Source organism: Herbidospora sp. RD11066, assembly GCF_054661255.1.
Genome location: NZ_BAAGDO010000003.1, coordinates 308,089 through 326,885 on the forward strand (window position 1 = coordinate 308,089; position 18,797 = coordinate 326,885).

Below are 18,797 nucleotides of genomic sequence, written 5' to 3' on the forward strand. Positions count from 1 at the left end.
TCCCGGACCTTTCTGACCGTCCAGCAGTTGCGCAGGCTCTATCCCGACGCCACCGCCAGGGAGATGCGCACGCTCATCGACGTGCACGGACTCCGGGACACCGGCAACAAGATCTTCTACGGCATCGCGGGAAACGCGGTCCACGGGCTCACCGTGATCACCCGGGACGGGCGCACCGTCACCGGAGGCGTCGCGCGCGAGGCCGGGCCGGAGCTCGGCGTCTGGGCCGTGCGCGTCCCTGACGACGCCGTATCGGTGACGCTCGTCTTCACCGACGCGAACGGGAAGACGCTCCAGCGGATCCGGCACGGCTGACGCACGGCCCGGCGAGCCTGCGGCGTTCGCGGTGTACCGGCACGGAGCATGAAGTCATGACATGGACCCACGACGAGCTCTCGGCCATCGGTTCCGCCGAGGAGCTGGAGATCGCGCCTCGGCTGGCCGACGGCAGCCTGCTCGAGCCCGTCACCATCTGGGTCGTGCGCCGCGACGACGACCTGTACGTCCGCTCCTGGAAGGGCGAGAACAGCCGCTGGTTCACCGCCGCCGGGATCCTCAACGAGGGGCACATCACCGCCGGTGGTGTCGGCAGGGACGTCAGGTTCGTGCGGGTGGCCGACGACCAGATCAACGAGGACGTCGACCTCGCCTACCGGCTGAAGTATCGCGAGCAGGACGCCCGCTACGTCGATCCGATGGTCGCCGGGCCCGCGAAGCGGACGACGCTCCGGCTGGTGCCGCGTCAGGCCACGCGGTAGAAGCCGGGCAGACGGTCCTTGCTCACGTCGATGGAGTCGACGCGGATGACCGTGCCCGTGCGCAGGGCGTTGATGATCTTGCCGTCGCCGATGAAGACGGCCACGTGGCGGGTGTCCGAGGCGCTTCTGCCGTAGAAGACCAGGTCGCCAGGGCGGCCCGTGGCCGACCTGGTCAGTTTTCTGAGCTGGCCGTTGGTGTTCTCGCCGCCGAGGACGTCGCGGCCGTAGGCCAGGTGGTAGACCCAGCGGGCGAAGCCCGAGCAGTCGACGCCGAACGTCACGTTGGCGCGGCAGGGCTGCGGTCCGGTGTACCAGTTGCAGGTGCCGTACGACGGGCCGGGCGCCGAGCCGTGGCCGCCGCCCCACGCGTAGGGGACGGAGCCGCCGGGCCAGCCGGGCATGGTCAGGCCGTCTTTGATGGCGGTGGCGATCTTCACGATCTCCGAGCCGGGGGCCGGGTCGGGCGGGGTGCAGTCGTCGGCGCTGGTGACGGCGTTGCCCATGAAGCCGTCGGTGCCGAACGTGTAGACGGCGCCGTCGCCCACCGCGAGGGTGTAGCCGTCGGCGGTCGCGGCGGTCACGCCGATGACGGGCTCGGTGAGCCGCAGCGGGGCGGCCGAGCCGTGGAAGGTGGCTCCGGCCAGGGCGAACACCGAACCGTCGGCGCCGGCCAGCACCAGGCCAGGGCCCACTGCGGTCGCGGAGACGATGGCGGCCTTCAGGTCCGCGACGGGACCCGCGGCCTTCGCGTCTCCGTACGCGCGAAGGGTGCCGTCGGCGGCGACGAGCCAGTAGCCCTTGCCCGTCGTGGTGGCGACGATGTCGACGGTGGCGCGCTTGCGGGCCGTGACGGCGCCGTCAGGGGCGATCACGGTGCCGTCGGCGGTGGTCAGCCAGAGGCCCGTTTCCGTACGGGTCGCGCCCACCACCGGTGAGGTCAGCTTCGGCGGGGTTTCACGGGAAACCTTGGCGTCGCCGTACGCCCAGATCGTGCCGTCGGCGGCGGCGAGCCAGTAGCCGTTGCCGGACGCCGTCGCCTCGATGGTGACCACCGGTTTGCCCGGGGAGCCGAAGAGTTTCGCGGTGCCGAAGGCGTGCACCCGGCCGTCGGTGCCGGCCAGCCAGTAGCCGCCGTCGAGTGAGGCGATGGCGGCGATCTGGCCGGGCAGGCAGTCGTCCGGCGGCGCGGCGGTGGCGGGGGCCGGGGCCGACAGCAGCGCCACGAACATCAGGCAGGCGAGCACGATCCTTCGCATGAAGCGGAGCATGCCGGGACATCACCGGCCTCACGGGTCGCTAGTGACAATGGGCATAAGAGGGAACCCGCCGAGCTCCTCCCACGTCTGACCCTGATCCCGCTTTTCAGGTCGTCTGAAACGACCTCCGGGCGAACCCGATCATGTAGCCGTCGATGACGGTCGTCACCGCCGGGCCGCCCGCGCCGAGTGTCACGAACAGCGGGATGAAGTGGTCGGCGGTCGGGTGGGCGTAGGGCATGCCCGGCGCCTTCGCCTGGTAGTCGGCGAGCAGGTCGACGTCCTGCCTGGCCAGGGCGTCGGCGGCCCACGCGTCGAAGTCGGCCGACCAGCCGGGCACCCGCCCGTTGAGCATGTCGCGGGTCATGAACGGCAGCCCGTGGGTCATGAACCCCGACCCGATGACCAGCACGCCCTCGGCCCGCAGCTCCGCCAACCTGGCGCCGAGGTCGAGCAACCGCGCCGGGTTTTGGGTCGGCAGGCTCATCTGGACCACCGGGACGTCCCCCAGCGGATACATCGCCATCAGCGGCACCCACGCACCGTGGTCGAGGCCCCGGCTCGGGTGCCGGAACACCTGCTCGGGCAGCATCGACTCGACCCGGGAGGCCAGCTCACCGGCGTCGGGGGTGGGGTAGCGCAGGGCGTAGTAGCGGGGGTGGAAGCCGCCGAAGTCGTACACCAGCGGGGTGTTCGCCGCGGTCGCGGACAGCGCGACCGGCGCGGTCTCCCAGTGGGCCGAGACGATCAGGATGCTCTTGGGTTTGGGCAGGGCGCGGGCCCAGGCGTGCAGCTCGCTGATCCACGGGCCGTCGTCGAACAGCGGGGGCGCGCCGTGGCTGAGGTAGAGCGCGGGCAGCGGGCCGTCGCCGGGGGTCCACGAGCGGTGGGTACGCGCTTCGTCCAGGTTCTCGGCGAGGAACGCGTCGTAGGCGCCGGCCGGGACCGACGGGTCGAAGATGGACATGGGGCTCCTTCAGCCGGGGCAGGTGCCGTCGGGGTCGGCGGCTTCGGTGATCCGGCGGCCGATGTCACGCAACTGGCGGATCTGGGCTTTGGTGAGTGGGTCGATGACGCATTCGCGCACGGTGGCCACGTGGCCGGGGGCCGTCTCGACGACCTTCCGCCAGCCGTCGTCGGTCAGCACGGCCAGCGTGTAGCGGCCGTCGCCCGGGTCGGTGCAGCGCCTGACCCAGCCGCGTTTCTCCAGGCGGCTGACGACGTGGGAGAGCCGCGAGAGCGAGCCGTCGGCGAGCTGGGCCAGCTCGCTCATCCGGATGGTGCGGCCGGGGCTCATCGAGAGGCCCGCGAGCACCTGGTATTCGAAGTGGCTGATCCCGGCGTCGCGCTGGAGCTGGCCTTCGAGGGCCTGGGGGAGCTTGATCAGCATGCTGACCAGGGCGAGCCAGGCCTCCATCTCCTCGTCGGTGAGCCACTGCGGCTGGTCTTCCATGCCGTTCACTTTACTTGACGCTTCAAGTTAATGAGGGCTAGGTTGCGGTTGAATCTTCAAGTCACAAAGGAACCCCCATGAACACAGTCCTCTGGGTCGTCACGGCCCTCCTGACCGTCGCCTTCCTCGGCGCCGGCGCGATGAAGATCGGCCGTCCGAAGGAAGAGCTGGCCAAATCGGGCCTGGCGTGGACGGAGGACTTCTCGGCGAGCCAGGTCAAGGCGATCGGCGCCATCGAGGCCGTCGGCGCGCTCGGCCTGATCCTCCCTGGGGTGACCGGGATCGCCCCGGTCCTCGTGCCGCTCGCGGCGACCGGCCTGGCCATCGCCATGCTGGGCGCGGTGATCGTGCACGTGCGGCGCAGCGAGATCCCGCAGGCCGCTCCGGCGATCGTGCTGCTGGTGCTGTCGGCGTTCGTGGCGTGGGGACGCTTCGGGCCCTACCCGCTGTAAGCCGACATGCCGAAGGCCCGGCGGTGAGCCGGGCCTTCGTCGTCGGCCTTACTTGGCGTGCTTGAGCGCCCAGTCGAGGACGTGGTCGGCGATCTCCTCCCAGCCGGGGGCGGCGGGCAGGAGGTGGGGGTAGCCGTCGTACACCTTGACCTCGGTGATGGTGTCGGACGTGTAGTGCTTGGCGTTGGAGGCCTGGATGACCGGGGGCATGATGTGGTCTTCGCTGCCCGAGACGAACAGCAGCGGGGCCCGGTCGTCGTTGGCGTAGTCGACCGCGATGGCCTGCTTGCCGGGCTGGAAGTTGGCCAGCACGCTGTCCCACAGGATGCGGCCCGAGACGGGGATGGAGTAGCGCTCGTAGAGGGCGCGCGACTCGTCTTCGGGGAAGGTGTTGGTGAAGGCGTAGCGCCACTGGTCGTACTCGATCGGGACGGCCTTGTGGTGGTTGGCCGGGCTCTTCAGCACCGGGAAGGTCGACTTCACCTGGCTCAGCGGGACGACCTTCACGCCCTCGGTCGGAGCGGAGTTGAGCGCGACACCGGCCGCGCCGTAGCCGTGGTCGAGCAGGATCTGGGTGAACGCGCCGCCGGCCGAGTGGCCGATGAGGACGGGCTTCTCGTCCAGGTCGGCGATGACCTTCTCCAACTTCTCGATGATCTGCGGGACGCGCAGGTCGACGATCGGCGTCGGGTCGGCGCGCAGGGCCTCCACCTCGACCTCGAAACCGGGGTAGCCCGGGGCCAGTACGCGGTGGCCCTGCTTCTCGTAGTGAGTGACCCAGTTCTCCCAGGAACGAGGCGTGACCCAGAATCCGTGGATGAGGACGATGGTGGCCATTTCGGGGCTCCCTTTCGGTCGAGGTGACACTTCAAAAGTTAGGCCGGGACTTTTCCGGTGGAATCTGTCAGATGACTGCATCCGCGTACTGATGGGACAATCGGCGGGTGGTCACGCCAGAAAGGCCAGCACCTGCTCGTTCCACTGCTCGCCATGGGTGAGCGGAGCCCCGTGCGGGGCCTCGGCGATGACCAGCGGGGTCACTCCGGGCACCCGGGCCGGGACGAAGGCGTCGGCCTCCCCCGCCACCACCAGGGTCGGCGCGCCGACCCGTTTCAGGTCGGGCTCCGGATCGGCGTCCGACCACGCCAGCAGCGAGTCGGCGGTGCCCTTCGGCGACGCCTCGGCGGCCTGTCTCAGCAGGTAGCGGCGGGTCTGCTCGTCGAGCGCCTGCTCCCCGTCCACGGCGAACATGCGCAGCAGCACGTCGTCGAGCATCGGCAGGCGGTGCCGCGTCGCGGCGGTGTGCAGGTCGGCGGCGAGCGGGTCGGGGAACAGCACCGGGCTCGCCAGCACCAGCCTGCACACCTTCGCCGACTCGGCGGTGTACCGCACGGCCTCGGCGGCGCCGGTCGAGAAGCCGACCAGCGACACCCGGTCGAGCCCGAGCGCGTCGATCAGCCGGGCCAGATCGGCGGTGAACGTCGCCAGGTCGTAGCCGGTCCAGGGCTGCGACGAGCGGCCGAACCCCCTCCGGTCGTACGCGATCACCCGCTTCCCCGCCGCCACGAACGGCCCGGTCTGGGCCTCCCAGAAACGGTGCGACAGGGGCCAGCCGTGGATCAGGACGACCGGCTCCCCCTCGCCGAAGTCCTCATAGAAGAGGCGCACGCCGGAATCCACTTGTAGCCAGGACATTCGACCAGCGTCCCGTGACGGCGGGCCGCCGCAATCAGTCAGATGACTGCACCTGACCGCATCTGGAGGAGAAAGCGCGATGGACCTGATCGGCCGGGAGCGCGAGCTGGCCACTCTCCGTGGCGCGATCGACCGCGCGCCGGGGGTGCTGCCCAACGTGGTGCTGCACGGCGATCCGGGGGTGGGTAAATCGGTGCTGCTGGAGGCGGCGCTGGCGTACGCGCGCTCCCGGGACGTGCGCGTTCTCGGCGGCAGCGGGTTCGAGAGCGAGGCCCAGCTGGCGTTCGCCGGGCTGCACCAGCTCTTCGCGCCGGTGATGGAGTATCTCGACCGGGTCGAGCCGTTCCACCAGGACGTCCTGCGCCGGGTGCTCGGCCTGAAGGAAGGGCCGACGCCCGACCGGCTGGCGATCTCGGTGGCGTCGCTGGCCGTGCTGGCGGCGGTGTCGAAGGACGGGCCGGTGCTGGTCGCCGTCGAGGACGCCCACTGGGTCGACCATCCGACGCGCGAGGTGATGATGTTCGTCCTCATGCGGCTGCGCGTCCACGACCTGCGCGCGATCTTCGCCCGCCGCCCGCTGACCGCGACCGAGCGGGTGACGCCCGGCATCAACATGGTCGAGGTCGGGCCGCTCGGCGACGAGGCGTCGGGGCGCCTGCTCGACCTGCTCCACCCGGGCCTGCCCGCGTCGGTGCGGGCGCGGGTGCTCGCCGAGGCGGCCGGGAACCCGCTGGCGATCACCGAGCTGCCGCAGACCTCGGTCGGCGTGGAACTGCTGCCGAGCGGGGCGCCGCTGCGGACCCGGCTGGAGACCGCGTTCGCGGGCCGGGTGCTGTCCCTCGATCCTCGGGTACGCACCACGCTCCTGGTCACCGCCCTCGACGGCGACCGGCTGGAGCACCGGGCCGAACTGTCACCCCACGACCTGCTCGACGTCGAGCGGCTGGGCCTGGTCACGCGTGACTCGACACCGTCGGGCATGCGGTTCCGCCACCCGCTCGTCCGGTCGGCGATCATCAACACGGCCGCCCCCGACGAGACCCGGCAGGCCCACGCCGCCCTGGCCGACCAGCACCGCGCCGACCCGGAACGCCGCATGTGGCACCTGGCCGCGGCGGCGGTCGAGCCCGACGAGCACCTCGCGGCCGAGATCGAGGCGGCGGCCCGCGCGGTCAGCCTGCGCGGCGGATCGGGCCTGGCGGTGAAAGCGCTGCAACGCGCCGCCGAGCTGACCCCCGACCCGTCGGCGAAGGCGGCCCGGCTGGCCTACGCCGCCGAGCTGGCGGGCGAGTCGGGCCAGCTCGACCTGGCCCAGGAGCTGCTGGAGGAGGCCCATCACGGCGACCCGGCCCGCGCGCTGGTCACCCGCGCCCAGATCCTGCTGCTGCGCGACGGCGACCTCGACGCGGCCCGCCGGTTGCTGCGCGGAACGCCGGGCGCTGGGCCGTTGGTGCAGGTCATGGCCGCCTCCTACGCCCAGGACGCCGACCAGTGGGCCGAGGTCACCCGGGTCGTGGCGGGCTGCGACGACGACCACGTGAAGCTGGTGCACGACGTGCTGCGCGGCGGCGGCACGGCCGACCGGGTCAGGGCCGCCTTCGACACCCTGCCCGCCGACACGCCACCCGGCCGGGTCGCGGCGCTCTGCCGGGCCGCGACCTACCTCGACCTGCTCCCCGAATACCGCGACCGCATCCGGGCCCTGACCGACGGCGAGACCGGCCAGGGCGCGGTGACCCACGCGGCGAGCGGCTACTGGCTGGCCGCCCACGACCACTTCCTCGCCGGCCGGTGGGACGCCGCCGAGCAGGCCGCCGGTGACGGCCTCGACCTGTGCGTCCGGCACGACCTCGAACTGCTCGCCCACGACCTGCGCTGCTGCCTCGGCTGGATCGCCGCGGGCCGGGGCGATGCGGACAGCGCGCGGGAGTACGCCCGTACGGTCGACCACTGGGCCGCCCCGCGCGGCTGCGCGCTGCACCTGTCGCTGTCGGCCCGCAACCTGGCGCTGGCGGCGATGGCGCATGGCGACTACGAGACCGCGTACTCGCACTGGATCGAGATCAGCCGACCGGGAGAGATCGACCCCTTCGTCGCGTACGCCCCCTGGGTGGTCTTCGACCTGGTCGAGTCGGCGATGCGCACCGGCCGCGTGGACGAGGCGAAAGCGCACGTCGAGGCCGCCGCCACACTGGCCGACCGGGCGCCCCGGCTGCGGCTGCACGTGCTGGCCGCCCGCGCGCTGGTCGCCCCCGACGACGAGGCGGTGGTGCGGTTCCGGGCGGCGCTGACGTTACCGCGTACCGAACGATGGCCTTTCGACCACGCACGGGTGCGGCTCGCCCTCGGCGAGCTGCTGCGACGGCGGCACCAGCCGGGCGAGGCCCGGCCGGAGCTGCGGCGGGCGGGCGACCTGTTCGCCGGGATCGGCGCGACGGCCTGGCGGCAGCGCGCCGAGCAGGAGCTCCGGGCGACCGGGGTGGCGGTGACCCAGAAACCCAACGCGGCCCACGGCCTGACCGCGCAGCAGCTGGAGGTGGCCCAGCTCGCGGCGTCGGGGCTGAGCAACAAGGAGATCGGCGAGCGCCTGTTCCTGTCGTCGCGCACGGTCAGCGCGCACCTCTACCGGATCTTCCCCAAGCTGGGCATCACGTCGCGGGCGGCACTGCGGGACGCCCTGGGCTGACCGGCGAGCACGACGGCCGACGTCGCCGCCACCACGACCAGCGCGGCCAGCACGTCGGTCGGATAGTGCACCCCGAGATAGACCCGCGCGAACACCTGCCCCGCCACGACCACCGCACCCACCACGACGACCCAGCGCCGCCGGACCAGCACCCACGCCGCCACCGCGACGGCGGCCGTCAGGCAGACGTGCCCCGACGGGAAACTCGTGTCGCCCATCAGCCCCAGCATCGAACCGGAGGCGGGCGGCCGCGGCCGGTGCATCACGACCTTGAACACCGCCCCCGCACCCCACCCGGCGAGCACCACCAGGAGCGCCCGCACCGCCTCGGGCGTGCGCGTGACCAGCGCGAACAGCCCCAGACCCAGCGCGATGACGACCCCGGCCTCGGTGCCGAACAGCAGGTTCAGGAGCAGCGCGACACCGGTGAGAACAGGGTTTCTTCCGTCCTGTACGACCTGGGCCACCGCCCAGTCGGCGGAGGTCCAGCCGGGCGTCCCGGCGGCCAACCCCAGCACCGTGACGAGCACCAGCAGGGGAGCCCCCACCACAAGCCTGATCATCTCACTTACGCTAAAGACCACCTGGTCAGCGCCCGATGAGGGTTTGGTTAACCGAGAGTTCACCTTCAGTTAGGGACGATAGGAACATGACCCCCGAAGGCACCCCACTGCGTCAGCGCGCGCTCGCCGCGATCCTGGGGGTGACCGCCCTCGCGGTGGTGCTGTTCGCGGTCCCGCTGGCGGTGCTGATGACCGACCGCTACCAGGACCGCGCCGCCTCGGAACTGGCCCGCAGCGCCTCCCGGCACGCCGCCGCCCTCCGCGACAACCCGAACGTCCTGCCCCGCGAGGACGACGACGACATCCTCATCGGCGTCTACACCAAAGAGGGCAGGCTCAAGGCCGGTGCGGGCCCGGCGACCTCCGCGCTCGCCGCGCGGACCCGCGACGGCCTCCCCCACCAGGGCGAAGAGGGCGCCGACTACGCGGCGGCGGTGCTCATCCCTTCGGGGACCGGCGTGGTGAGGGTGGCCACCCCCTACGAGGAGATCACCGAGGAGGTGTACGAGGCGTGGCAGCTCATCGCGATCCTCGCGGTGGTCGCCCTCGGCGTCGGCGCGACCGTGGCGATCTACCTGTCGCGGCGGCTGGCCATCCCCCTCGAACGCCTGACCGGCGCCGCGCAGGCGCTCGGCGACGGCGACTTCACCGTACGAGCGCCGAAATCGGGGGTGCTGGAGGTCGACCAGGCGGGCGAGGCCCTCGCGGCGACGGCGGGGCGGCTCGGAGAGGTGCTGGCCCGGGAACGGGCCTTCAGCGGCGAGGTGTCCCACCAGCTCAGGACCGGGGTGACCGGCCTGATGCTGGGCCTGGAATCGGCCGTCGACCGGCCGTCCCCCGAGAAGATCGCCAGCGCCCTGACCCGGGCGGAGCGCCTGCAGACCATCATCGAAGACCTGGTGACCCTCTCCCGCGACACCGGCCACGCCCCTCTCGACCTGCCGGTGCTGATCGAGGAGATCCGCACCGACTGGGAGGGCGTGACCATCCGCGTCGACGACGACCTCCCCGACGTGGCCGTCTCGACGGCGGCGGTCCGCCAGATCCTCCTCGTCCTGCTCGACAACGCCCGCAGACACGGCGCCGGCGAGATCACCCTGACCGTGGCCGACGTGGGCGCGGGCATCGCCATCGAGGTCGCCGACGAGGGCAGGGGCGTCCCGGAGGGCCGCGACATCTTCGGCCGCATCCCCCGAGACGGCCACGGCATCGGCCTGAGCCTGGCCCGTTCATTGGCCGAGGCGGAAGGTGGACGTCTGATCCTCAGACGCGACAGACCCCCGATCTTCAGCCTGCTACTGCCCAGCCGCTAAGCCATCGGTCGATATCCCGAAATTTCGGGCGGCGTGAGCCGCCCGAACCCGGCCGCAGCCCAGCCCCCACGCCCTTCCGCGCCCCGCGAGACCCCGGGACCATATGCCGAAATTTCGGGCGGCGGGGCGCCCGACATGGCGCCAGGTGACCCCCATCACCCGCCAGGTCTCGGAGCCATATGCCGAAATTTCGGGCGGGGGCAGCCGCCCGATCCCGATCGGTCAGGCTTCCATGCGGTATCCGCGTCCGCGCACAGTCGTGATGCGGGGCGCCTTTCCGCCGGGTTCTTCCAGCTTGCGGCGCAGTGCGAACACGTGGACGTCCAGGGTCTTGGTCGAGCCGAACCAGTTCTCGTCCCAGACCCGGTCCATCAGTTCCTCCCGGGTCACGACCTCCCCGGGCTGCCCCGCGAGCACCGCGAGCAGGTCGAACTCCTTCGGGCGCAAAAGCAGCTCGACACCGTCCAGGTAGGCGCGGCGGGCGGCCACGTCGAGGCGCAGGCCTCCCACTGACAAGGCGCGGCCCGGGGAGACTACGGCTTGGCGGCGCAAGTGTGCGCGGAGGCGGGCCATGAGTTCAGCCAGGCGGAAGGGTTTCGTCAGGTAGTCGTCGGCGCCCGCGTCGAGGGCCACGACCACGTCGAGTTCCTCCGTTCGGGCGGTCAGGACGACGATGACGGCCTCGGGGGCCGACAGCCGGAGTTTGCGGCAGACCACGACACCGTCGACATCCGGAAGCCCGAGGTCGAGCAGGACCAGGTCCGGCGTCGACTCGTCGGCGGCGCGGAGGGCGGCGCGGCCGTCGGTGGCCAGGGTCGGGGTGTAGCCGTTGACCTCCAGGGCCTCGGTCAGTTCGGCCCCGATCACCGGGTCGTCCTCGACGACGAGGACCTTCGTTCCAGCCATCCTTCCATCTTCCCGCACCGGGGTTTCGGACAATGATCGGAGCAATCAGTTCCATTTAGCGCCGTCTTTTTATCCTATTAAGTGCGTATACCCACGGCCATTTGGCACTCGAAAACGTTCCAAACGACCCTGTACGAAGCTCAATCCCCCGATATACCCTCCCTACGAATGATCCGATGATCACGTTTCCGATGGGATTTCTCCCGCATGGCAATCGCTCTCGTGGTGCCCATCCACCTGGACGCCCTCTGCCTGCCCGACGACCGTCTCGCCGTCGGGCCGGAGGCCGACTTCACCCTCCTGCCCTACGTCGGCCCGGACGGGAGGGACCACAACGCCGACATCCCCTACGTCAGCGGCGCGATCCTCGCCGACCCGTTCGACGAGCGGCAGTTCCGCCTCAAGGCCGGCATCCACCTGCACTGGGCGCTGCCCGACGCGCTGACCCGGCTGAAGCAGGGTGACGACGGCGAGACCACGGCCCCGGTGGTGCCCAACCGCTGGCTGGTCACCCGGACCACGAACGGCACCGTCGACGCCCAGTGGGTGGTCGAAAGCGACCACGTCTCCGACGACAACCTGAGCGGCACCGTCTACCCACGGACGGAGCCGGGCGGGCGGCCCTGGCGCCATCTCGGTCGTCAGGTGCGGCTCGACCAGTGGCCCGTGCTGGGCGGCGACTACCTGCCCGAGCTGACGGCGGTCGGCCACGGCGACTCGGTGTTCGCCGCGTTCTACCCGAACTGCCACAGCGTCTTCGGCTTCTACGACCCCGACCACACCGAACCGCCCACCGGCGTCAGCTACGACGTCATCGGCTGGTACGCCGACCTCGGCCAGGATCCCATGGGCCCCCGAGACCTCGCGGCCCTGGATTGGAGCGTTCCACAGAATTCCGGCACCCCCACCCGGACGTTCTGCTACGCCCAGCTGTCGTTCGCGCCCTCCGGCGAAACCCCGAGCCCCGCCGCCACCGGCGTCTACGTCGGCGACAGCGCGACCGAGGCGCTGGCCGCCTCGCTCGAACCGCTCCTGGACACCGACGGGCTGGAGAACCTGCTGGAGGCGATCGCCTTCGCGGGCGACCTGGAGTCACGGACCGCCGATCTTGAGGCGCACCTCGAGCAGGCCCGGCACACCGCCGCGTTCGACCCGATCCCGGCGGGCTGGCGCTGGACCGTCCGCCGCCAGGACGACAACGCCACCGCGGTGAGCGCCGAGATCAAGCAGGCGCGGGAGTCCCTCACACTGCCCGACGCGGTCGGCGACCTGCTCGACGCGCTCAACCGGGCCCAGCTCGACTACGACACCGCCCGGGACACCCTCGTCAGCCTGCGCGAACGGCTGTTCGCCGACTGGCACAAGTATCTGGTCTGCGTCTATCCCGACGACGCCACCCACGACGACTACCCCGACCCCGACCAGGTCGCCTTCTACCTCCAGCGGCAGATCACCGCGATCGACGCGGCCGAGGCCGCGACCGGCGTCTTCCCGCCGAAGGTGCGGGGCACGACCCGCGCCGACGTGCTGGGCACCGCGCTGAAGAACGTGGCCGACGCGCTCGCCTCGGTCAAAGCGGCGGCCGACGCGGCCGAGACCGCGTTCGTGCTCGACCAGGTGCCCGCCCCGGTCTGGTGGCGGCCGAGGGAACCGGTCGTGCTGTTCACCGGCCCGGCCGCGACCCCGACCGACCGGCACGGCACCGACGGCACCCTCGCGTGCGCGGTGGTGAACGCGCCCGCGCCGTCGACGGCCGCCGACGTGACGGCCGTCCGGACCGCCGTGAACGGGACCTTCCCCGCGCAGGTGTGGACGGGCGACCCGTGGCATCCGCTGCTGCTCCAGTGGGAGGCCGAGTTCTTCCCGGTCGCCGAGGGCGACAACCTGTCGGCCGACCAGCGCGACTACGAGCCCTATTTCGTCGCCCACGGCTACGACCTGCCTCTCGGCTCCGCCGACCTGGTGTCCAAGGGCGGGCTGCTCGACAAGGGCGCCAACGTCTACACCGGCACGACCGTGCTGTCGCCGGGCGCGCGGCCGGTGCTCGCCGAGCGGGTGCTCACCTATCTGGCGGGGGCGGTGCTGGGGTCGTACAACGAGACCCACACCATCGTCACCACGGAGGGCTTCACCGAGGATCCCGACGCGGTGCTCACGTGGTACGCCGCCAAGAGCGACGCCGATCCCCGGCTGCTCACCCTCATCCGGGTGTACCGGTATCTGGCCGCCCACGAGGACGGCATCCTGTCGCAGTCGCTCGGCGGGTTCAACGACGCCCTGGTCATGCGGCGGCTGGTGCGGCAGCTTCCGATCGCCGACCCGCTCGGCTTCCCCGCCTACCAGGACTTCGCCGAGCAGGTGGCCGCGGCCGTCGGCGACGAGAGCCGCACCTCGCCCCGGCCGCTGACCGATTTCAACCCCATCAGGGCCGGGTCGATGCGGCTGCTGCGGGTCCGGCTGGTCGACAACTTCGGGTTGACGCACGAGGTCGGCACCGACCCGACCGGCACCACCGAACGGCTGCGGGTGCCCGGCCATCCCGAGTGGGTGGCCCTGTCGCCCCGGCTGACCCAGCCCGCCCGGCTGCGGTTCCACCTGCTCAACGCGGGCCGCGACGACGAGGCGGGCGACCTGCCCGGCACCTCGCCGGTCTGCGGCTGGATCGTTCCCGCCGACCTCGACGACGCGCTCGCGATCCACGCCGCCGACGGCACCGCCCTCGGCGAACTCAGCGCCTTCTCCGTCGGCGGGCAGGCCCGCTGGACCCCCATTCCGGGCAGCACGATCACCGACCCGGCCGCCATCGCCGATCCGACGCTGCGGGCGATCGTGCTGAAGCTGCGCGCGGGCGGCCCCGGCGCGGTCGCCGCAATGCTCACCTCGCTGACGACCGCGCTCGCCACGATCGCCCCGGAGGACGACACCCCCGTGGGCGCCCTGCTGACGGCCCGCCCTCTCGCTCTCGTACGAGCAGAACTGGACCTCCAGATCAAGGGGCTGCCGGCCGTCCACCAGGACTGGAACGTCTTCCGTGAGGACATGCGCCGGTTCGGCCGGGAGACCAACGCGGTCACCGACGTGCTGTTCCCGGTCAGGCTCGGCGAACCCGGCCGGTGGGGCGACGGCCTGGCCGGGCTGTGGTTCCTCGACGACGACGGCACCCCGACCGGCGACCTCCAGGCCACGGCGACCGTGCTCCAGTCGATCGACTCACCGCCCGCCCGGATGGTCATGCTGGTCGACCCGCGCGGCGACGTGCACGCCGTGAGCGGGATCCTGCCCGTCGTCACCGCCGGGCTGACCGCCGCGCAGTACGCCGACGCCCTGCACGCGATGGAGCTCGACGTGTTCACCGCGCCCGTGCTGACCGGCGCCGACCGCGTCGGCCTGCCGGTCTCCGACGTGGCCGGGCGCCTGTGGTCGTGGCGGGAGCGCCGGGAGACCGCCTGGACGAGCACCGACCTCGACGCCACCGCGCTCGACGCCCACTTCCCGCCCGCCCTGACCGCACGCGAGGGCTGGCTGGCCCTCCGGAACGAGGACACGTGATTCCCGACGACAAGGAGATCCCGCTGAGCCTGACGCTCGCGGAGGTCAACCTCATCCTCGAAGCCCTCGGCGACCTGCCGTACGTGAGGGTCTTCGAACTGATCGGCCGGCTCCACGAGCAGGCCAGCACCGTTCTCTCCCCTTCGCGCGAGGAGCCCTCGTGACTCTCCTGATCCACTGGCCGCTGGACGACGTGTCCTCCGACCAGAAGGTGTACGACACCTCCGGCGCCGCCCGGCACGGCTCGCTCGTCGGGTTCGCGAAGGCCGTACCGGACGAGCGGTTCGGCAGTGCCCTGAACCTCGCCGCGACCGGGCAGTACGTGCAGTCGGCGAGTGTGATGGCCGGGACGTACACCTTCGGCGTGTGGGTGAAGACGGCCAGGCCGGGCGCGACCACCCCGCTCCTGCTCCGGGCCGACCTCGGGGTCCGCCTGCGCGCCGACGGCTCCGTCGAGCACCGGTTCACCACGAGGGAGAGCACCGGGAACGTCCACGCCACCCCCGCCGGGCTGGTCGTCTGGAACACCTGGCAGCACGTCGCGGTCACCAACGACGGCGGCGCCGCCAGGATCTACGTCAACGGCGAACTCGCCGACGAGTGGGACTTCCCCGGCACCCGCGTGCCCGTCACGAACCCGCTGGTGCTGGCCGCCGACCTCACGCCCAACCCGCGCCTGTTCACCTTCGGCCGCTACGCCCACCTGCGCGCCTACGACACCGCCCTGATCCCGGCCGAGATCGGCCGCGACCTGGCCGAAGACGGCTCGACGCTGGCCGCGTTCGTGCGCGCCCACCCGATGGACCTGGAGCTGCTCAACGTCGACCAGCAGCCGGTGCTGTTCATCGACAACGACCCCTCGGGCCAGCCGATGACGCTGCGGCTGACCAACAGCTCCCGGCAGAACATCGAGCTGATGCCCCTGGGCATGACGCCGAACTCCGCCAACTACCACGTGGCGGCGCGGCTGCGTCCGGGCGTGCTCACCACGCCCCCGGCGGTCGCGACCGGCTCGGACAAGTGGAAGGTCCAGGCCGCCAGCGACGGCACCGCCCTCTACCTGGTGGGCGGCAACGTCGGCGCGATCGCGCCGGGGAACTGGGTCGACATCCCGCTGACCGGTCTGAACGCCGACCCGGGCGGCGGCACCCGGGGCACCCGCGTCCAGTTCGACTACCACCGCCTGAAGTATTCGGGCGAGACCGACGAGCTGACCGGCAGCCGCCTCCAGTTCGTCGACGTCGTCAACCACCGGGGGCGCCCCGACATCCCGCTGGTCATGGGCTTCGCGGGCGGCAACACGGTGATCAACGACGGCGCGACCCAGAGCAAACTGGTCGTGTACGTCGCCAACACCTCCACCGACACCACGATCACCCTGGCGGGCGGCAGCTCGCTGTTCACCCTCACCTTCGACGTCGGCGCCGACGGCAACGACTGGGCGCTGACCCAGGGCACGGCCGGAATCGTGGTCGGCGCGACCACCCCCGGCACGAACTCGGGCACCTGGAGCCCGGTCCCGCACGCCCTGGACACCCGCGCGTCGTGGACCTTCACCGCGCCGAAGGACTTCGACCTGGCCCCGGGGAAGTCGATCGTCTTCACCGTCGACAAGGTCGTCGGCCTGGGCGACCCCGGCCGCGCGGCCATCGTCATCGGCTACGAGAACATCCCCGGCTACCGCGACGGCGCGCAGACCCTGGAGGCCGACCGGCAGCCGGTGGCGTTCGCGGGGTCGTACACGGGAGTGGGCACCCAGAACCCCACGGCCAAACTGCACGTCGTCGACGTCAACACCACGCCGAACGTCGGCTCCGTGATCATCGGCCCCACGGGGCAGTCGAACCTGCGGCTGGGCTACCACGCCGACTTCAGCTACGTGCAGTCGCACGGCCTGAAGCCGCTGGCGATCAACCCCATCACCAACCCGGTCGGCATCGGGCTCTCCAACCCGTCGGCGAGGCTGCACGTCTTCGACCAGGTGAACGCCCCGACGACCAACGGCAGCCTGCTGATCGGCCCGCCGGCGGCCGGCTCCCTGAAGATCGGCTACGGCACCGACCACGCGTGGATCCAGTCGGGCTCGACCGGCGTACTGGCCCTGAACCCGTCGGGCAACCGCGTGATCGTGGGGGCGACCGGCACGACGACCGTACAGAACGGTGGAAAGCTCACCGTCGTCGCGCAGGAGCTGCACACGCAGCTGCGGCGCACAGCGGGCAGCGCCGGGAGCGGCTCTCGGATCTTCCTGGAGCTGTACCAGGAGGAGATGGCCACCGAGATCTACCCCGCCATCCGCTTCCACCAGTCGGGGAGGTTCTGGCACCAGATCGAGGGACGGCCGGACGGCTTCCATCTCCTGTGGTCGAGTGACCAGACCACCCACTCCGACCTCATCGCCCGCGAGCTCAAAGCCGACAAGCTCACTCTCGGGACGACCTCGATCACCGCCGCCCAGCTCCAGATCCTCGCCAAACTGGCCGCCGGCCAGCTCACGGTGACCCTCTACAGCGACGAGATCCAGGCGACCGCCTCGCCGGTCATGGTCATGCGCGGCATCAACGCGATGAGCCAGGTCATCGGCTTCGCGCAGCCCAACCAGTACGCCCTCGACCAGCGCTTCCGCCTGGTCATGGTGCCGAGCTGAGAGGAGGACGGACATGAGCGAGGGACCACCCGAGGACCCGAAACCGCGCAAGCGCCGCCGAACGCAGGACGAGATCATGGCCGAAGAGGAGAAGGAGGCGAAGAGGCAGAAGGACGAATGGGCCGACTACCTGAAGGACGAGGGCAAACGGCGGGCGGTGTGGGCCGAGTCGGCCGACGCCGCCAGGCTGGCGGTGCAGGCGTCCCGCGAGGCGGCCAGCAAGTACACCCCGAAGCCGAACGCCTTCTACATCACCTTCATCCAGATGGGCCAGGGCGACTGCGCGATCATGACCACGCCCGCCGGCAAGATCATCATGATCGACTGCGGCTCCGACTCCATGGAGAGCGGTCGCGAGCCGGGCGACGGCAACGCGGTGCGGAAGCTGGCTCAGTATCGGAAGAGGATCGCCGATGCCGCGCAGAGCAAACTGCACCTGATCGGCAAGGACAAGATCGACGTCCTCATCATCACGCACCCCAACACCGACCATTACAACCGGCTGGCCGACGTGCTGTTCATCTCGCTGGGCGAAGACGGCGGCAGGAAGACCTACAACTACTACCCCATCGGGACCGTCTACCACAGCCGCGCCATCGACGCCTATTCCGGTCAGAAGTTCACCAGCCAGTCGGGTGACAAGTACTACCTCGACCAGTGGCTGGGAGAGCGCACCGCCCCGGCGAACATCAAATCGGTGGTCCTCTACCACGACATCACGAAGACGACCGCGCCGCCGGACACGAAGGTGACCGCCGACGCCGCCGAGGCCGAGGCCAAGTCGGGAGACGACTGGGAGAAGGACAAGGCGCCCGACGTCGCGCTGGAGAACCGGCTGGCGGGCACGACGTACACGGAAGCCGCCGTCGCGACCCTGGCCGGGGTGGAGATCCCCGCCTTCTCGGGCACCCCGACCGTGGGGAGCCTCGACGCCGACGGCGGGCTGGTCGTCCACACGGAGGCCAACTGCACGGTGACGCTCCTCGCCGCCGGGGTCGACGAGGACTACCGGGGCGACGGCAGCGACCTCACCAACCGGGGCAGCGTGATGACGCTGATCGAGGTGCACGGCAGGCGGGTCCTGGTCAGCGGCGACGCCACGGTGAGCACCGAGCACTACATCCGCAAGAAGCGGAGCGACCGGACGGTCAACACCCGGATCCAGAACCTGGCGATCCTCCAGGCGGGCCACCACGGCAGCCCGACCTCCTCCCACCACCAGTTCGTGAACTACGTCAACCCCCGCTGGACGGTGATCAGCTCCGGCTTCAAGGTCGAGAAGGACGCCCTGCCGAAGGGGTTCGTCGTCACCCGGCACCGGGACGTCCTGACGAAGGCCGGGCTCACCTCCCCCGAGCATCCGCTCAGCATGTGGGTGAACACGGGGGTCAGCACCCAGCGGGTGCTGAACACCACGGCGCCGCTGCACACCACCGGCTCGAAGGGCAGCCTCTCCTTCGAGATCACCACCGACGGCACGGTCACCTTCCTCAACGACACGAAGGCCGAGGGATGACCG

16 protein-coding genes are annotated in these 18,797 nt (G+C 71.1%); 9 read left to right on the forward strand and 7 right to left on the reverse strand.

What is annotated here, in order from left to right; all coding sequences use genetic code 11:
* Positions 1–27 precede the first annotated feature (27 nt).
* Both ACYQ78_RS12955 and ACYQ78_RS12960 read left to right on the forward strand, forming a co-directional pair.
* Positions 28–315 (forward strand): hypothetical protein, encoded by a 288-nt coding sequence (locus ACYQ78_RS12955; protein WP_459801042.1) that lies wholly within the window; start codon positions 28–30, stop codon positions 313–315.
* Positions 316–371: 56 nt separating this feature from the next.
* The gene (locus ACYQ78_RS12960; protein ID WP_459801043.1) at positions 372–758 is read left to right on the forward strand and encodes a DUF2255 family protein; all 387 of its coding nucleotides are present in this window, start codon (positions 372–374) and stop codon (positions 756–758) included.
* On the opposite strand, the gene ACYQ78_RS12965 is transcribed toward ACYQ78_RS12960, so the two are convergent.
* The 3 genes from ACYQ78_RS12965 to ACYQ78_RS12975 form a co-directional block, all read right to left on the reverse strand.
* Positions 743–2,014 carry a C40 family peptidase gene (locus ACYQ78_RS12965; protein ID WP_459801044.1) on the reverse strand — a complete coding sequence of 424 codons (1,272 nt, stop codon included), beginning with the start codon at positions 2,012–2,014 and terminating at the stop codon, positions 743–745. The two genes, ACYQ78_RS12960 and ACYQ78_RS12965, sit on opposite strands and share 16 nt — an antisense overlap.
* A gap of 106 nt (positions 2,015–2,120) precedes the next feature.
* Positions 2,121–2,981 carry a dioxygenase family protein gene (locus ACYQ78_RS12970; protein WP_459801045.1) on the reverse strand — a complete coding sequence of 287 codons (861 nt, stop codon included), beginning with the start codon at positions 2,979–2,981 and terminating at the stop codon, positions 2,121–2,123.
* A 9-nt stretch (positions 2,982–2,990) separates the two neighbouring features.
* Entirely contained in the window at positions 2,991–3,467 is a 477-nt protein-coding gene (locus ACYQ78_RS12975; RefSeq protein ID WP_459801046.1) for a MarR family winged helix-turn-helix transcriptional regulator, read from the reverse strand.
* Positions 3,468–3,544: 77 nt separating this feature from the next.
* Here ACYQ78_RS12975 and ACYQ78_RS12980 point away from each other — a divergent pair, with 77 nt between their 5' ends.
* Positions 3,545–3,919, forward strand: a complete 375-nt coding sequence (locus ACYQ78_RS12980; RefSeq protein ID WP_459801047.1) for a DoxX family protein — start codon at positions 3,545–3,547, stop codon at positions 3,917–3,919.
* A 48-nt stretch (positions 3,920–3,967) separates the two neighbouring features.
* On the opposite strand, the gene ACYQ78_RS12985 is transcribed toward ACYQ78_RS12980, so the two are convergent.
* Complete coding sequence (locus tag ACYQ78_RS12985; protein ID WP_459801048.1) at positions 3,968–4,756, reverse strand: alpha/beta hydrolase; 789 nt, start codon at positions 4,754–4,756, stop codon at positions 3,968–3,970.
* Positions 4,757–4,867: 111 nt separating this feature from the next.
* Positions 4,868–5,587, reverse strand: a complete 720-nt coding sequence (locus tag ACYQ78_RS12990) for an alpha/beta fold hydrolase (protein ID WP_459801049.1) — start codon at positions 5,585–5,587, stop codon at positions 4,868–4,870.
* Positions 5,588–5,693: 106 nt separating this feature from the next.
* On the opposite strand from ACYQ78_RS12990, the gene ACYQ78_RS12995 reads away from it, so the two are divergent.
* The gene (locus ACYQ78_RS12995; RefSeq protein ID WP_459801050.1) at positions 5,694–8,300 is read left to right on the forward strand and encodes an AAA family ATPase; all 2,607 of its coding nucleotides are present in this window, start codon (positions 5,694–5,696) and stop codon (positions 8,298–8,300) included.
* Here the strand turns inward: ACYQ78_RS12995 and ACYQ78_RS13000 are convergent.
* The gene (locus ACYQ78_RS13000) at positions 8,237–8,863 is read right to left on the reverse strand and encodes a phosphatase PAP2 family protein (protein WP_459801051.1); all 627 of its coding nucleotides are present in this window, start codon (positions 8,861–8,863) and stop codon (positions 8,237–8,239) included. The two genes, ACYQ78_RS12995 and ACYQ78_RS13000, sit on opposite strands and share 64 nt — an antisense overlap.
* Before the next feature lie 86 nt (positions 8,864–8,949).
* Here ACYQ78_RS13000 and ACYQ78_RS13005 point away from each other — a divergent pair, with 86 nt between their 5' ends.
* A complete protein-coding gene (locus tag ACYQ78_RS13005; protein WP_459801052.1) occupies positions 8,950–10,176 on the forward strand; it encodes a sensor histidine kinase in 1,227 nt (408 codons plus the stop codon).
* A 222-nt stretch (positions 10,177–10,398) separates the two neighbouring features.
* On the opposite strand, the gene ACYQ78_RS13010 is transcribed toward ACYQ78_RS13005, so the two are convergent.
* On the reverse strand, positions 10,399–11,082 hold the full coding sequence (locus ACYQ78_RS13010) for a response regulator transcription factor (RefSeq protein WP_459801053.1): 684 nt from the start codon (positions 11,080–11,082) through the stop codon (positions 10,399–10,401).
* Between the two features lie 207 nt (positions 11,083–11,289).
* Here ACYQ78_RS13010 and ACYQ78_RS13015 point away from each other — a divergent pair, with 207 nt between their 5' ends.
* Genes ACYQ78_RS13015 through ACYQ78_RS13030 form a run of 4 tightly spaced genes read left to right on the forward strand, consistent with a single transcriptional unit; the run spans position 11,290 to position 18,794 of the window.
* On the forward strand, positions 11,290–14,631 hold the full coding sequence (locus tag ACYQ78_RS13015; protein ID WP_459801054.1) for a hypothetical protein: 3,342 nt from the start codon (positions 11,290–11,292) through the stop codon (positions 14,629–14,631).
* Positions 14,628–14,795: a hypothetical protein gene (locus tag ACYQ78_RS13020; protein ID WP_459801055.1), complete on the forward strand. Its 168-nt coding sequence runs from the start codon at positions 14,628–14,630 to the stop codon at positions 14,793–14,795. The genes ACYQ78_RS13015 and ACYQ78_RS13020 overlap by 4 nt, the downstream gene beginning before the upstream one ends.
* Complete coding sequence (locus ACYQ78_RS13025) at positions 14,792–17,278, forward strand: LamG domain-containing protein (RefSeq protein ID WP_459801056.1); 2,487 nt, start codon at positions 14,792–14,794, stop codon at positions 17,276–17,278. Before ACYQ78_RS13020 ends, ACYQ78_RS13025 begins: the two co-directional genes overlap by 4 nt.
* 13 nt (positions 17,279–17,291) lie before the next feature.
* Positions 17,292–18,794: a ComEC/Rec2 family competence protein gene (locus tag ACYQ78_RS13030; RefSeq protein WP_459801057.1), complete on the forward strand. Its 1,503-nt coding sequence runs from the start codon at positions 17,292–17,294 to the stop codon at positions 18,792–18,794.
* The last annotated feature ends 3 nt before the right edge of the window (positions 18,795–18,797 follow it).